Below are 16003 nucleotides of genomic sequence, written 5' to 3' on the forward strand. Positions count from 1 at the left end.
CAATGAATTTTCCGCACGCACCGGAACGATCTAACTCGGCGCCCGGCCCGCAACAGGCGGTGAGTGGGGAAAAACCAGTGCCAATCGATCTCCTGCCGTTTGCCGCGCCCCTGGCGCTTTTGATGTGCGCCGCCGTCGGCTTCATCACCCCTGGCCGCAGGCCTCGCATGCTGCCTCGGCTGGCTGAAGCCTCAGCCCTTGTCGCCCTGGTGGTCGCGGCGATCTCGGCGGGAGGGCTTGTCCTGTACGGGTCGGGGGACAGCCGCCTGATCGGGCTGCACGGCATCGGTCTGTCCCTCCGGCTCGACGCCGTGAGCGCCGTGATGTTCCTGCTGGTCTCGTTCATTGGCTGGGTCGTGGTGCGCTACACCGCCACCTATCTGGACGGCGAGGCGCGACAGGGCGCGTTCACCGGCTGGCTCTGCATGACGCTGGCCTCGGTGCTTCTCCTGGTGCTCTCGGGCAATTTGGTCCAGCTCGTTCTGGCGTGGATCGCGACGAGCGTCTTTCTGCACCGGCTGCTGCTGTTCTATCCGGAGCGCGTCGCCGCTCAGCGAGCTGCCGCCAAGAAGCTGGTCACCGCGCGCCTCGGCGATGCGGCCCTGATCATTGCGGCGGCGTTGCTGGCCCTGGCCTACGGCACAGCCGACATCGCGCAGATCCTGAGCAGCGCGCGCGCCGGGAACGGCGGCGGACTCGCGATCGCGGCGGCCGGCTTCCTCGCAGCGGCGGCCATTCTGAAATCGGCGCAGTTCCCCGTGCACGGCTGGTTGACCGAGGCGATGGAGACGCCGACGCCGGTGTCGGCGCTTCTGCACGCGGGCGTCATCAACGCCGGCGGGTTTCTGCTGATCCGCTTCGCTGACGTGATGTTGCTGGCCCCAGGCATTCTGGCAGTCCTGGTGGTGGTCGGCGGGTTCACTGCGCTCTTCGGCGGTCTGGTGATGCTGACCCAGCCTGCGGTGAAGACCTCGCTGGCCTGGTCGACGGTCGCCCAGATGGGCTTCATGATCCTGGAGTGCGGGCTCGCGCTCTTTCCGCTGGCCTTGCTGCACATCGTGGCTCACTCGCTCTACAAGGCCCATTCCTTCCTGGCTTCCGGCGGCGCGGTCGACCTGATCGCCGCCAATCGCAGGCCAGGTCCGGTGGCCATTCCAAAGGCCGGCGCCGTCGGGCGCGCCTTTCTTCTGGCCCTGGCGATCTATGCCGTGGTCGGGTTGGGCTTCGGGTTCGTGTTCCAGCACAAGTCGCCGCAAGCCATCGCCCTGGGCGCCATTCTGATCTTCGGCGTCGCCTACATGCTGGCGCAGGGCCTTGCTGACGCGGCGCCAAGGGCCCTGACCCGGCGCACAATCGTCTACGCCGTCGCCACCTCGGTCAGCTACTTCGCGCTTCAGGTCCTTGCCGTCTGGCTGACCTCTGGCGTCCTGCCCGCCGCCCCGGCGCCGGGGCCGCTGCAATGGGCGCTGATCATGCTCGCGGTCATCAGTTTCGGCCTCGTCGCCGTGGTCCAGGCGATGTTTCCGCTCTGGGCCTATCACCCGGCCGCCGCAGGGCTGCGCGTGCATCTCTCCAACGGCTTCTACGCCAACGCGGTGTTCGATCGGCTGCTCCGCGGCTGGCGTCTGCGCAAAGCAACTTGATCCGCCTGGAGGACAAAATGATGAATTCAGAGACTCCGATCATGCTCGACACCCCAAGGCTGGACGCCGCCGCTGATCGCGCCGCCCGGGCCATCCCTCCGGTCTGGCCACTGGCGTCTAGCGTTGCGGTCAATCCGTTCCTCGGCCAGACCGATGAGACCCTCGCCACAGTCGCCGCGCGGTTGGCGCGGGTGTCAGGCGTCGCGGTGACCATGCCCCGAAGCTGGTACCAGGAGCGGATCGCCAGCGGCGTCATCACCGACGGCGATCTGTCGGAGGCCTTGGCCAGCGCGCTGCAGACGCCGCGTCCTGCAAGCCTCGCCGCGCTCAAGTCAGCCGCCCATGTCTCGAAACCGACCGCCAGAGCGCTGCCGACGATCGCCGACCTCGCCGCCGAGGTGTCGGGAATCGACTGGCCAGGGTTGATCGCGGAGCGCTTCGGGGCGTGGGCGGCAGGATACTTCGATGAGGGCCAGGCGCTCTGGGCCGCCCCACGCGGTCGCGGCGCCTACGCCGCCTGGCGCGCCGTCGCCACCCATGATCTGACGCCCGAGATCGTCGGCCTGGCGGGTTTTGCCACCCGTGTTTCGGAAGCCCCGGAAACGGCTTCAGGCGCGATTGCGAGCGTGACGCAGCGGATCGCCATTCCGGCCGAGGCCCTGGAAACCTATTTCCACCAGATGCTGATGACACTGGGCGGCTGGGCGCAATATGCCCGCTACCGGCTCTGGCAGGCGGAGCTGGGCGGCGCTGAAGACCCAACCATAAGCGACTTTCTGGCTATCCGTCTGATCTGGGAAGCGGCCCTCCTCGAGCGATACGAGGCGAAGATCGCAGATCGCTGGGAGGCGATTGTCGCCCATCATGCGGAGCCTGTCAGAGCGACGGCCGACCATGTGGTGGACGCCATCCTGCAGGACGCTTTGGAGCGCTCGGCGCAGCGGGCCCTGGCTGATACGCTCGCGGCGCCGGGGACACTTGCGACGGGCAAACGACCCGCGCTCCAGGCCGCATTCTGCATCGATGTCCGGTCCGAGGTCTTTCGGCGGGCGCTGGAGTCGGTCAATCCGGATATCCAGACCCTGGGGTTCGCAGGGTTCTTCGGGCTGACGGCCTCCCATCGCCGCTTTGCATCCGATGTGCAGGAGCACCGGTTGCCCGTGCTGCTCAATCCGGGCCTGACCACGTGTTCTGGCGGCCCCGATAACGCCGAGGCGGACCACTCGGCGCGGTTCAAGGCTCGCGCGAAGCGGGCCTGGGGTCGCTTCAAGCTCGCCGCCGTCTCGTCCTTCGCCTTCGTCGAGGCGACGGGCCCGGTTTATGTCAGCAAACTCGTCAGCGATGCGTTGGGACTTCACGCCACGGCCGCGCCCCATGATCCCGCGCCCCGTCTTGATCCCGCTCTCGATCTGGCAACGCGGACCAAGACCGCCGAGACTGTGCTGCGGGCCATGTCGCTCACAAGCAACTTTGCGCGCCTGGTGCTTCTGGCCGGACACGGCGCGAACGTCGTCAACAACCCCCACGCTAGCGGCCTTCACTGCGGAGCCTGCGGCGGCTATTCCGGCGAGGTCAATGCGCGGCTGCTGGCGACGTTGCTCAATGACCCGGAGGTGCGCTCGGGCCTGTCATCGGAAGGGATCGAGATTCCAGCCGATACGCTGTTCCTCGGCGCTCTGCATGACACCACGACCGACGCTGTCACACTCTATGCGGACGATCATCCCTCGACGCCGCATCAGCACGATATCCGCCAGGCGGAGCTTTGCCTCGAGGCGGCAGGCGTTATTTCACGAGGCGAACGGGCGCTACGCCTGCCAAGAGCCGGGGGGGAGGGTCGCGTTAAGCATCGAAGCCGCGACTGGGCTGAGGTGCGGCCCGAATGGGCGTTGGCCGGTTGCAAGGCGTTCATTGCAGCGCCCCGTCGGCGGACGGCGGGCAAGACCCTTGAGGGACGCGCCTTCCTTCATGACTATGACTGGAAGATGGACCGTGACTTTGGCGTTCTGGAACTGATCCTGACGGCGCCCGTGGTCGTCGCGAGCTGGATCAGCCTGCAGTACTACGGATCCACTGTGGCGCCCGCCGTGTTCGGCGGCGGCAACAAGCTGTTGCACAACGTCACTGGCGGCATCGGCGTCGTCGAGGGGGCGGGCGGCGTGATGCGCGCCGGTCTCCCTTGGCAATCCGTGCATGACGGTGAGCGCTACGTGCATGAGCCGCTTCGCTTGTCTGTCTGCATCGAAGCGCCGCGCGAGGCGATGACCGAGATCCTCAAACGGCATGAGAGCGTTCGCTCGCTGTTTGACAATCGCTGGCTGCATCTCTTCGCCCTCGATGAGACCGGCAGGATGGCGTGGCGCTACGCTGGCGATCTGCAATGGACCGCGATGAACGTCGGGCCCGATCCGGCCATTCCTCTGAAGATGGCGGTCTGACTTGTAAAACGCGTCGGCTCTCACCTGCCTTGGCTGAGATCGGAGACCATCCACATCCTGCGCGCAGCGTTCGCTGAAGCCCGCAACCCGGTCATGCCCTTCTCAGCGAGGAAGGGCATGACCGGGTTGGCGCACCTGGCGCTGAGGGCTTTGAACATTCTGCGACCTGACTGAATCGTCAGAGTCTCCCATGCGGCTCCCCCGACGGCTCAGGAAAGTCTCTAGGCTCCCGCACTGCTCCGCAGGATCGGGGTCGGACCGCGATAGAGCCGGCGCCAGAACCACTCCAGCGGGCCCATGCTGAATCGGTCCATCCACCACTTCGACCACAGAATCTGGACGATCCAGATGGCCACGACGATCAGGGCCAGGCCGGGCCGGTCGACCTTGCCATGCAGGCTCAGGCCCCGGCCGCCGTAGAAGATCGCCGTCATGATGAACGACTGGGCCAGATAGTTGGTGAAGGCCATCTGGCCGACGGGGGCGAGGATTTCGGGGATCTTCTTCCAGAAGCCCGCCGACCGCGAGGCGAACACCACCAGGCTGACATAGGCCAGGGTGGTCAGGGGCGCGGTGGCCATCTGGACGACGCCGGCGATCATGCCCAGCGGCCTGGGCAGGCCGGTCAGGGCGACGGTGATGAACAGCGCGCCGGTGACCGCCAGGGCCAGCAGGCCGACGACGGTGAGGATCGCATAGGTCTTCTTCGAGGCCTCGCCGGTGAAGACGCCGGTCTTGAAGCAGCCTAGGCCGACCAGCATCAGGCTGCCCGTCATCATGACGATGACCGGCTCGCCGGCCAGCAGCGGCAGGCGGTCCTTGGCGTTCTGGATCAGCGACTGCATGAACGTGCCGGCGTACTGAGCGGCGGCGGCGCTGTTCGTGGCGGCTTCCTTGGCGGCCTGGGCCGCTTCTTCGGCCGCATCGTGCGGCATCAGCATCGAGGCGACCATGCCGGCGGCCATCAGCAGCGAGAAGCCGATCCAGATGCCGATCCCAACCTTGAACAACCGCTTGGGCGCCCAGGAGCGGGCAAACATCACCAGAAAGCCGGCCAGGGCGTAGCTGAGCAAAACGTCGCCAAACCAGATGGCGAAGCCGTGCAGCAGACCAAAGACCACCATCCACATCAGGCGCTTGCGCAGGGTCGCGCCGCGCTCGGTCTCGGACCGCTCGCCACCGACCAGGAAAATCGAGACGCCGAACAGCATGGCGAACAGGGTGACGAACTTGCGCTGAAACAGCCACTGGGTGGCGACCCAGACCGAGACCGTGTCCGCCCCGGTCCCGTGCGGCCAGTGGCGCACCGACTCTGCCAGGCCCGCCGTGACGGCGAAGTCCGGCGCGTTGCACAGCAGGATGCCCAGCACCCCCAGACCCCGCAGGGAGTCCAGCAGGACGATGCGATTCTTGACCATGTGCCCCCCAAGGCATTGTGGCGCGAGCCTAGTCCGACCAGGGCCCGCGCCACAACCTTCGCGTCAGGCGCGCCTAACCCGCGTTGGCCAATTCGCGCAGCGCGGCATTGGCGATGGTCAGCTTGGCGAAGGTCCAGCCACCGCCGGCGTTCTCGATATCCTCCACCGTACGCTTGGCCGAGCGGACAGGACCCATACGCAGGGCGGCCCAAGAGGTCACCGCCGCCTTGGCTGACAGCTCGTCCTCGCCGGCCTGGGCGCTGGCCGAGAACTTCAGCACCGCCTGGGTGATGGACGTCTGCTCGCTGAGCAGGTCCTCGATCAGGCGGCGCACAGCCAGGCGCTCGAAGGCGTCGCCGCCGACGAACGAGCCCGCCGCGCCGCGCAACCGGTCAAAGCCGAAGGCCGCCCCGGTCTGGTGATAGAGGCGCGCCACGTTCTTGACGGTCCAGCTGGAGGCGCTGGCAAGGTCGACGAGATCGGCGGCGATGGTCAGGGGCTGCAGCGCCGCCACGCCCTGGGCCAGGGCTTCCGGCGCGCCGTCGGCGACATAGGCCTTCACCCGCTTGGCGACAGCCTTCTGTTCAAACGCAGAGAGCACGGCAGGAGTCATGGCCCGCAGTTCAGAGACCGAAGGGCCGTAGCTCTCGACCAGCGCCTCTACCTTGGTCTTGTCGCGGAATGCGCGCCTGGCCAGCCAGAAGGTCAGGCTGCGCAGCGCGTAGGACAGAGCCTTGTAGAGCGCCGTCTGGCCCTCCGCGGAGGCGTGGTTGTCCAAGGCCGAAACCTGATCCCACAGCGCGTCGATCCCGAGGATCTCGCGCGCCGCCGTGAACCCGGTGATCAGGGCGTCGGTGTCGCAACCGGCGGCGGCCTTAAGGCGGGTCGCGAAGGTCGGGCCGCACATGTTGACCATCTGATTGCCGACCACCGTGGCGATGATCTCGCGCTTCAGCCGGTGCGTCTGCATCTGGGCGGCATAGCGGTCGAGGCCCTTGGGGAAGTAGCCCCGCAGAGTCTTTTCGAACCACGGATCGTCAGGGGCGTCGGAGGCCACGATCTCATCGAACAGGTCCAGCTTGCCATAGGCCAGCAGCACCGCCAGCTCCGGTCGGGTCAGACCCTTGCCGGCCTGCTTGCGCTCGAGGAGAGTCGTATTGGTCGGCAGACCTTCGACCTTGCGGTCCAGGCGCCCGCGACTTTCCAGATCGACCATATAGCGGATCTGGGGGTCGACCTCGCTGGTGGCGTCGCTTTCCAGCAGGGTCAGCGCGAGGGTCTGATCGTAATTATGCTCCAGCACGTGATGGGCGACGTCGTCGGTCATGGAGGCCAGCAGCGTGTTACGGCTGGGACGATCCAGCTCACCGCCTCGCTCCAGCAGGCCCGTGAGGATCTTGATGTTGACCTCATGGTCGGAACTGTCGACGCCGGCCGAGTTGTCGATGGCGTCGGTGTTGATGTGCCCCCCGGCGGTGGCGAATTCGATGCGGCCGGCCTGGGTCAGGCCCAGATTGGCGCCCTCGCCCACCACCTTGACCCGCAGGTCCGCGCCATTGACGCGTACGGCGTCATTGGCCTTGTCGCCGGCGTCGGCGTTGCTCTCGCCCTGGGCCTTCACATAGGTGCCGATGCCGCCGAGATAGAGCAGCTCGGCCCTGGACTTCAGGATCGCGGTCATCAGTTCGGCCGGTGAGACGGCCTCGGCCTTGATCTCGAACAGGGCGCGGACTTCCGGCGACAGGGGAATGCTCTTGAGGCTGCGGGCGAAGACGCCGCCGCCGGCCGAGATCTTGCTGCGGTCATAGTCGTCCCACGAGGAGCGCGGCAGCTTGAACATCCGGTCGCGTTCCACCCACGAGGATGCGGTGTCCGGATCGGGATCGAGGAAGATGTGCCGGTGATCGAAGGCGGCCAGTAGCTTGGTTTGCTTCGACAGCAGCATGCCGTTGCCGAACACGTCGCCGCTCATGTCGCCGACGCCCACGACGGTGAAGGGCTGGGTCTGGATGTCCTTGCCCATCTCGCGGAAGTGGCGCTTGACCGCCTCCCAGGCGCCGCGGGCGGTGATGCCCATGACCTTGTGGTCGTAGCCGACCGAACCGCCAGAGGCGAAGGCGTCGCCCAGCCAGAAGCCGTAGTCCTCGGCCACGCCATTGGCGATGTCGGAGAAGGTCGCCGTGCCCTTGTCGGCGGCGACGACCAGATAGGGGTCCTCGCCGTCGTGCACGACCACCGAGACCGGCGGCACGACCCTGTTGTCGGCGTCGATATTGTCGGTGATGTCGAGCAGGCCCGACAGGAAGGTCTTGTAGGCGCGGATCGCCTCGGCCTGGACCGCGTCGCGATCACCGCCGCGCGGCAACTGCTTGGGATAGAAGCCGCCCTTGGAGCCGACCGGCACGATCACCGCGTTCTTGACCTGCTGAGCCTTGACCAGTCCCAGCACCTCGGTGCGGAAGTCGTCGCGGCGATCGGACCAGCGCAGGCCGCCGCGCGCCACGGGGCCAAAGCGCAGGTGCACGCCCTCGATGTGCGGGGCCGAGATGAAGATCTCGCGATAGGGCTTGGGGGCCGGCAGGTCTTCCAGCTCGCGCGAGGCGATCTTGAAGCTGATATATGGCTTGGGCTGACCATCTTCGGCGGGTTGATAGAAGTTGGTCCGCAGGATCGCGCCGACCAGGGCGGCGATCCGGCGCAGCACGCGGTCGGCGTCGAGGCTCTCGACAGCCTGCAGAGCCTCGCCGATCTTGGCCTCGACGGCCTTGGCCTGTTCCCGCCGGTCCTTGAGATCTGCCAGGACGGCAGGGTCGAACTTGGTCTGGAACAGGTCGAGAATCAGACGGGCGACGCCGGGATGATCGGCCAGGGCCTGCTCCTGCACACCCTGGCTGGGATCGAGACCCGATTGCTGACGATAACGGGCCAGGGCGCGGATCAGGGCCGCTTCGCGCCAGCCGATGCCCAACTCCAGCACCAGCCGGTTGAAGCCGTCGCTCTCGGCGCGGCCCGTCCAGATGGCGACGAAGGCGGCCTCGAAGGCCAGCTTGACGTCGGCGAAGGTCAAGTGTTCGCCCTGCTCGTCGGCCAGAACGAACTCATGCACCCAGACGGGCGCGCGCGCGCCGCCGTCGGAGGTCGGCGAAACCTTATGGCCGTCCTCGATCAGCGCCTTGAGGCCCATGTGCTCGAGGATGGGCAGAACGTCGGCCAGGGGCGCTGCGGCGCCGGGGCGATAGAGCTTGAAGCGGAAGGTCGTCGCGCTGTCGTCGGGACGACGGAAGGCGCGCACGCGAACCGCCTCGCCTTCGGCCAGGGCGTCGACGACCTCGATGTCGGCCAGGGCCTCGGCGGCGTCATACTGGTCGCGATAGCCGGGCGGGAAGGCGCCGGCGTAACGGGCGAGGGTCTCGGCGACCCGCCCCGGGGCGCCGCCGTCACGGATCGCCGCCTCGAAGCGGTCCTCCCAGGTGCGGGCGGTCTCGGCGATGGCGGCTTCAAGCTGAGCCATGTCCGGCTCGTAGTGATCGCCCGGCGTGACGCCGACAATGAAATGAACCCGCGCCAGCGGCGCGTCGGAGAAGCTGGGATAGTAGGCAGAGACCCGGCCGCCGAAGGCCTCGGCCAGCAGCTTGCCGGCCCGTTCGCGGACGCCAGAATCGTAACGCTCCCGCGGCACGAACAGCAGGGCCGAGATGAAGCGGTCGAAGGGGTCGCGGCGGGTGAACAGCCGTACGCGGGGTCGATCATAGAGGTGCAGAACCCCCAACGCCATGCTCAGCAGCTGGTCGGTATCGGTCTGGAACAGCTCGTCGCGGGGCCAGGTCTCCAGGATGTTTCGCAGGCGCTTGCCGTTGTGGCTGTCAGGATCCTTGCTGGCGCTGTCCAGAACGTGCGCCACCTTGCGACGGATCAGCGGCACGTCATGAGCCGGGGTCTCGTAGGCTTCGGCGGTGAACAGGCCGACGAAGCGGACCTCGCCGGAGGGCTTGCCGTCGGCGCCGTACCGGCGCACCCCGACATAGTCCATATAGCCGCGCCGGTGGACACGCGAGCGCAGGTTGGACTTGGCCACCACGATCGGGTCGCCGATCTCGATATGGCTGAGGACCTGACGCGACAGGATGGCCGGCTCGCTGCCCCGGCGCAGCACGGTGCGGACCTCGTCGCGCAGGACGCCCAGATTGCCCTCCGGCCGATCCAGGGGCTCCTCGGCCGCATAGCCGCCGTCGCTCGTGCGGGGATAGTCGTAGACCCGGGCGCCGAGAAACACGAAATGGTCGTCGGCCAGCCAGTCGAGGAAATCCATGTCCTCGGCCCGGGCCTCCGCCGGAATGGCGACCTTGGTGTCGCGCAGCTCAAGGATCGTGCGGCGCATCAGGCCGCGCATGGCCTCGAAGTCCTGCACGGCCAGGCGAACATCAGCCAGGGCCTCGCCCACAGCCTGGATCAGAGCCGCCTCGCGGTCCTCGCCGACGGAAGCCAGATAGATCTGGATCATCGAGCGGCGCTGGCCGCCAACCTCGACCACCGGATGGAACATGGCCCGGACCTGAAAGCCCGCCTCGGCCACCGCGCCCATGATGCTGTCGACCAGAAAGGGTCGGTCCTGCTGGACGATCTCGAGGAGGTCGCCGCGCAGGTAGGTCCCGTCGGGCTTGCGCGCCTGACGCAGACGGATGGCCGGCTCTGCTACATCGGTCACCTCCTGACCGAAGCGCCAGAAATCGGCAAGGGCGCGAGCGGTATCGCCGGCGTCGAACCCCGGCATTTCGTCGGCCGACCAGTCGTCCTGAGCCTGAGCGAGGAAATGAGCCGCCTGAGCCGGCAGCGCATCGGCGGCATGACCCAAAGCCTGGGCGAAAGCCGTCAACAACTGGCCGCCCGCCATTGAAGCCTGGGGGTCATTTTTTGCACCGACCATGGGATTTCCTCGCGAATTTTTGGCGACAACCTAGACTTTTCGGGGTGTGATTCAACCAGGACATCGAAAACCCGCCATGGATCTTGCGGATTTCGAACGCGCTGGGAATGTCGGGAGAAAACGGAAGCGCCGCCGGTGGGGGAAACCGGCGGCGCAGACCCGCCCGGGGGGAGCGGGCGGGCATTTTCCGCTTCGGACGCGCCGGAGAACCAGGCTGCGTCGGGCGGGGGTCCGACCGGGGGGTGTCGGACCGAACAGAGATAGGCGCCGCGTTCAGGATTTTAAGTCCCCCTTGGCGACTTTCTGTCGGGCGGCCGACCTTGGCGTCTCAGCCTCCGACGCCTCTCCGCCCGAGGTTACACTCGCCCCCTGCGGATCACCGTCTTCGGACAGCAAGATGGCGATCCAGCGCGAGCCGTCAAACTGGGCCAGGATCACCATGAAGGCCACCGTCAGCGGGGTCGACAGGAACATGCCGGGCACACCCCACAGGGCGCCCCAGACCGCCAGGGACAACAACACCACGGTCGGGTCCATGTTCAGGCTGTCGCCCTGCATGCGGGGCAAGACGATGTTGCCGACCACGAAATAGATCGCCTGCAGGGCCACAAAAAGGATCGTCGCCGGCAGGAAGCTGTCGGGAAACTGCACGATGGCGAACAGCGGTGGCAAGAAGCAGCCAATGGCGCCGCCCAGGATCGGGATGTAGCTGGCGAGGAAAATCAGGAAGGCCCAGAAGAAGGCGTTGTCGAGCCCCAGCAGCGCCATCACCAGCCAGGCGCCGACCGCGATCATCAGGCCCGTGACCGTCTGGATCCACAGATACTGCTCCACGCCGTCGCGGATGCGGTGGAACAGCACCATCGCCTTGTCCCGCTCGCCGCCCTGCGGAAACAGGGCCACGATCTTGCGGTTGAAGCCCCGGCGCGAGGCGATGATAAAGCCCAGATAGATCAGAACGAGCACGGCGCTGGAGGCAAAGTTCTGCAGGCTCTGGGCCGCAGCGCCGATAAAGCGTTGCGGATCGAGCTGGGTGATCAGGTCACTCAAGGTCGGCGCGACATGGATGCCGACCGCGTGGGCCAGCCTGGCGATCACGTCATTGAGCCTGGGCGCATAGTCCTTCAGCTGGTCGACAAAGCTGGCGCTGTTTTCGGCCACCACCCACACCGAAAGACCGAAGAGCAGGGTCAACAGGACGATCGCAGTCGGCAGGGCCACGCGCTTGGGGAAGCGCGCCTTGATGGTCAGCACCCGCGAAAAGCTGTCGATCATCACCGCCAGGAAGACCGCCAGGGCCAGGGGCGAAAGGATGTCGCGCATCCACAGCAGCGCCGCGCCGCCCGCGATGACCGCCAGGAAGACCACGGCGTTGCGAGTGGCGGCGGACGACGAAACGGTCATTCAAGAACTCCTGGAGATCGTAACACTTTGCCTACCGCGATTGGCGCGGCGCAAGGGCGCGGTTAGGGTCAGTGCTCAAGTTTGGAGGATGTTGCATATGACCTTGTCGATTGGTGAAGGCGAAATCCTGATCGGGCTGGGCGAGGGTCCGGTGACCCAGCGACTGGATCGCTCCAATCGGCACGGCGTCGTGGCGGGCGCGACCGGCACCGGCAAGACGGTGACCCTTCAGATCATGGCCCAGGCGTTTTCGGACGCCGGCGTCCCTGTGTTCGCCGCAGACGTTAAGGGGGATCTTTCGGGCATCGCCCTGGCCGGGACGCCCAACGAGAAGATGCTGGCCCGCGCCGCCTCAATGGATCTGACCCTGACCCCGGCCGCCCCGCCGACCGTGTTCTGGGACCTGTTCGGCCAGAAGGGTCATCCGATCCGCACGACGATCTCGGAGATGGGTCCCGTACTGCTGGCGCGCCTGCTGGAGCTCAATGATGTTCAGGAAGGCGTCCTGACCATCGTCTTCCACGTCGCCGACAAGGACGGCCTGCTGCTGCTGGACCTGAAGGACCTGCAGGCCGGCTTGAAATATGTCGCCGACAACGCCGCCGACATCGGGACGCTCTATGGCAATGTCTCACCTGCGACGGTGGGCGCGATCCAGCGCAAGCTGCTGACCCTGCAGAGCCAGGGCGCTGACAATTTCTTCGGCGAGCCGGCTCTGAAGCTCGCCGACATCATGCGCACCGACGTCGCTGGACGCGGCTACGTGAACCTGCTGGCCGCCGACAGGCTGATCCAGTCACCCAAGCTCTATTCGACCTTCCTGCTGTGGCTGCTGTCGGAACTGTTCGAGGAACTGCCTGAGCTGGGCGATGTGGACAAACCCCGCCTGGTGTTCTTCTTCGACGAGGCTCACCTGCTGTTCAACGACGCGCCCAAGCCCCTGCTGGAGAAGATCGAGCAGGTCGTGCGCCTGATCCGTTCCAAGGGCGTGGGAATCTATTTCGTCACCCAGAACCCGGCCGACATTCCTGACGCAGTCCTCGGCCAGCTGGGGGCGCGTATCCAGCATGCCCTGCGCGCCTACACGCCCGCCGACCAGAAGGGTCTGAAGGCCGCCGCCCAGTCGTTCCGGGTCAATCCCTCCTTCGACACGGCCGAGACCATTCAGGGCCTGGGCGTCGGTGAGGCCCTGGTCTCGACCCTAGACGCCAAGGGCGCGCCCTGCGTCGTGCAGAAGACCATGATCCGCCCGCCCGCTTCGCGCCTGGGTCCGCTGACGCCGGAGGAGCGCACCGCGCTGATCGCCAGGAGCCCGGTGGCCGGCCTCTATGACACCGCCCAGGATCGCGGCTCGGCCTATGAGGTCCTGCAGGGCCGAGCCCAGGACGCCCTTCGCCAGACCGACGCCGCCCAGGACGCGGCCGAGGCGGAGAAGGTCCGGATCGCTGAAGAAAAGGTTCGGGCCCGGGAAGAGGCGCGCGAGACGCGAGCCGCCCCTCGCCCCCGCGCTTCAAATCGCCAGGGCATGGCCGAGACCTTCGCAAAGTCGCTGCTGCGCACCGTCGCCAGTCAGGCCGGCCGCGAGATCATGCGGGGCCTGCTTGGGGGTCTGAAGCGCGGTCGCTGATCGGTCTCAGGCGGCGGAACGCCTGGCGCGCTTGGGCGCCTGGGCGGCGACCGGGGCCGGGGCCACCTTGGTCCAGGCGTCGAGGGTGTGCAGCGGTCCCGGCCGACCGATGGCGTAACCCTGCAGCTCGGCGCAGTCCTCGCTGCGCAGGAAGTTGATCTGCTCCTGAGTCTCCACGCCCTCGGCGACGACCGGAATCTCCAGGCTGCGACCCAGGCCCAGGACAGCGCGGACAATCACGGTCGCGCGGTCATGACGGTGGATGTTCTCGACGAAGCTCTTGTCGATCTTGATCTTGTCGAACGGGAACGACTGCAGCGTGGACAGCGAAGAGAAGCCTGTGCCGAAATCATCCATGGCGATGCGAACGCCCAGCGCCTTGAGCCGGCGCAGGTTGTCGAGCGCCCGCTGATAGTCCTTGAACAGCGCGCTCTCGGTAATTTCCAGCTCCAGCCGGTGGGGCGAAAGGCCGGTGGCGATCAGCACCTCGTGCACCAGGGTCGGCAGGGCGGGGTTGTTCAGCTGCAGCGGCGAGAGGTTGACCGCGATGCGCAGCGGCTTCTCCCAGGCGGCGGCGTCGGCGCAGGCGCGACGCAGGACCCATTCGCCCAGCGGGGCGATCAGGCCGTTCTCTTCGGCCACAGGAATGAAATCGAGCGGCGGGATCATGCCGCGGGTCGGATGCTGCCAGCGGACCAGGGCTTCGAAACCGCAAACCTCGCCATCGGAAGCCCGGGCCAGAGGCTGGTAGTAGACCACCAGTTCGCCGTCGGCGATGCCCTGCTTCAGATCGCGGGCAAGGGCGCGGCGCTCGCGGATCGACTCGTCCATCTCGCGCTTGAAGAAGCGATAGATCCCGCGACCGCCTTCCTTGGCGCGATACAGCGCCATGTCGGCATTGGCCATCAGTGACTCTGTCGTGCGGCCGTCGTCGGGGTAGAGGCTGACACCCAGGCTGGCGCCCATGGCCAGGTCCTGACCTTCGAACATGACCGGGGTCGCCAGAACGTCCAGAAGTCGGCCCGAGAGCTCGGCGGCGGCTGTCGGTTGGTCGCCCGCCCCCACCTGCACAACCATGAACTCGTCGCCGCCCAGCCGTGCGGCGAAGGAGGGCGCCGAGATGGAATCCTGCAGACGACGGGCTGTCTCAACGAGCAAGGCGTCGCCCGCCGGGTGACCATGCTGGTCGTTGGCTTCCTTGAAATGATCGAGGTCGATACAGATCACCGACAGGGTCTCCCCCGAGGCCTCAACGCGCTCTATGGCGGCGGCCAGGCGGGTCTGCAGTGAGTTGCGATTGGGCAAACCGGTCAGGCCGTCATGTTCGGCCAGATAGCGGATCTTCTCTTCGGCCGAGCGGCGTTCGCGCAGGTCACGGACCGCCAGCACGGTAAGACCTGAGGTCTCCGTGCGGGCGCCGTCGTCCATCAGACGCGAGAACACCTCGACGGGAATTTCGCGGCCGCCTTCGAGCGGTTGCAGAAAGCCTTCGCGGCGCACGCCGTCGCGGGAGGCCTCGTCGCCGTCGAAGGTGAGGATCGCTTCGAACAGGGGCTTGCCCTTGATCTCTTCAAGCGGCGCCCCGACCAGCTCGCAGAAGGCGGCGTTGGCGTCGTTGATACGGCCGTCCTGGACGACCACGATGCCCTCATAGGCGGCGTTGGCCATGCGGCGGATGCGTTCGAGGGCCGAGCGTGTGGTCTGGGATTCGATCGCGACGGCGCCGAGCCCGCCCAGGATGATCAGGCCGGTGATGCTGGTGACGGCAAGGGTCAGGAAGCCGCCCGAAAGCAGTTGCTCGGGGACCACGATCGAAGTGTCGGGCACAATGGTGATGGCGCCCATGCCGGTGAAATGCAGGGCGCAGACGCCCAGGGTCAGTATGGCGCCGCCCAGAATCTGTTTGCCGATGCTGCGAGCGCGGCCCGCGAGGATCAAAGCGGCCGTAGAGCCGGCTACGCCAAACAGCACCGAGGCGCCGACCGTCGCATGTTCCCAGACAATGTGGCCCTGGGTCACGAAGGCGGTCATCCCGGTATAGTGCATGGAGGCGACGCCCATGCCGAGGATCAGGCCGCCGGCCATGTCATTGGTGCGCGTGCGCTGCGCCGAGGCGACGACAAAGCCCGAGCCGATGAACAGGACGGCGATCATCAGGGACAAAAGGGTGCCGGTCGGGCTGTAGCCCGTTTTCAGACCGGGGTCGTAGGCGACCATACCGATGAAATGGGTGGCCCAGACCCCCGACCCGCACACCAGGCCGGTGAGCAGCAGCCAGGCCGCTCTGACGAGCCCCTTGGCGCCGCGCATGCGTGAGTAAAGTCTGAACGCGGTGAAGCAGGCGGCGAAACAAACGACCGCCGCCACGCCGACCAACCGATAGTCATGCTCGGTCGTCAGACAGGCCAAAACCTTCAACACACGCGGTTCCCCCGGATCACAGCCCTCAGACGATACCGGGAGAGTTACAAATAAACTCTTTCAACGCGCGGTCGTGCGACAATTGGCCAAGATCCCGCCGGATCAAGGGCTGGATCATCCCTGATCAA

The 16003-nt window shown here is 66.6% G+C and carries 7 protein-coding genes; 3 read left to right on the forward strand and 4 right to left on the reverse strand.

From position 1 onward, the window contains the following. The first annotated feature begins 2 nt into the window (after positions 1-2). A complete protein-coding gene (locus tag ACN2C7_RS19395) occupies positions 3-1643 on the forward strand; it encodes a proton-conducting transporter membrane subunit (RefSeq protein ID WP_419319104.1) in 1641 nt (546 codons plus the stop codon). Continuing rightward, complete coding sequence (locus tag ACN2C7_RS19400) at positions 1640-4081, forward strand: YbcC family protein (protein ID WP_419319105.1); 2442 nt, start codon at positions 1640-1642, stop codon at positions 4079-4081. Before ACN2C7_RS19395 ends, ACN2C7_RS19400 begins: the two co-directional genes overlap by 4 nt. 221 nt (positions 4082-4302) lie before the next feature. Here the strand turns inward: ACN2C7_RS19400 and ACN2C7_RS19405 are convergent, their stop codons facing one another. From ACN2C7_RS19405 to ACN2C7_RS19415, 3 genes are all read right to left on the reverse strand, one after another. After that, the gene (locus ACN2C7_RS19405; protein ID WP_419319106.1) at positions 4303-5499 is read right to left on the reverse strand and encodes a DUF418 domain-containing protein; all 1197 of its coding nucleotides are present in this window, start codon (positions 5497-5499) and stop codon (positions 4303-4305) included. Positions 5500-5572: 73 nt separating this feature from the next. After that, positions 5573-10423, reverse strand: coding sequence for an NAD-glutamate dehydrogenase (locus ACN2C7_RS19410; RefSeq protein ID WP_419319107.1), 4851 nt, complete (start codon positions 10421-10423; stop codon positions 5573-5575). Between the two features lie 273 nt (positions 10424-10696). After that, positions 10697-11827, reverse strand: a complete 1131-nt coding sequence (locus ACN2C7_RS19415; RefSeq protein ID WP_419319108.1) for an AI-2E family transporter — start codon at positions 11825-11827, stop codon at positions 10697-10699. 97 nt (positions 11828-11924) lie between these two features. Between ACN2C7_RS19415 and ACN2C7_RS19420 the strand changes: the two genes are divergently transcribed. Continuing rightward, positions 11925-13454 (forward strand): helicase HerA-like C-terminal domain-containing protein, encoded by a 1530-nt coding sequence (locus ACN2C7_RS19420; RefSeq protein ID WP_419319109.1) that lies wholly within the window; start codon positions 11925-11927, stop codon positions 13452-13454. A gap of 6 nt (positions 13455-13460) precedes the next feature. Here the strand turns inward: ACN2C7_RS19420 and ACN2C7_RS19425 are convergent, their stop codons facing one another. Then, positions 13461-15875 carry an EAL domain-containing protein gene (locus tag ACN2C7_RS19425; RefSeq protein ID WP_419319110.1) on the reverse strand — a complete coding sequence of 805 codons (2415 nt, stop codon included), beginning with the start codon at positions 15873-15875 and terminating at the stop codon, positions 13461-13463. Positions 15876-16003 lie beyond the last annotated feature (128 nt).

Origin of the sequence: Caulobacter sp. ErkDOM-E, from assembly GCF_048541895.1 — a bacterium.
Lineage (GTDB): Bacteria > Pseudomonadota > Alphaproteobacteria > Caulobacterales > Caulobacteraceae > Caulobacter.

Bases quoted from the DNA above. Each gene is read 5' to 3' on its own strand.
- ACN2C7_RS19405 (WP_419319106.1), bottom strand. From the start codon at position 5,499: ATGGTCAAGAATCGCATCGTCCTGCTGGACTCCCTGCGGGGTCTGGGG.
- ACN2C7_RS19415 (WP_419319108.1), bottom strand. From the start codon at position 11,827: ATGACCGTTTCGTCGTCCGCCGCCACTCGCAACGCCGTGGTCTTCCTG.
- ACN2C7_RS19420 (WP_419319109.1), top strand. From the start codon at position 11,925: ATGACCTTGTCGATTGGTGAAGGCGAAATCCTGATCGGGCTGGGCGAG.
- ACN2C7_RS19410 (WP_419319107.1), bottom strand. From the start codon at position 10,423: ATGGTCGGTGCAAAAAATGACCCCCAGGCTTCAATGGCGGGCGGCCAG.
- ACN2C7_RS19395 (WP_419319104.1), top strand. From the start codon at position 3: ATGAATTTTCCGCACGCACCGGAACGATCTAACTCGGCGCCCGGCCCG.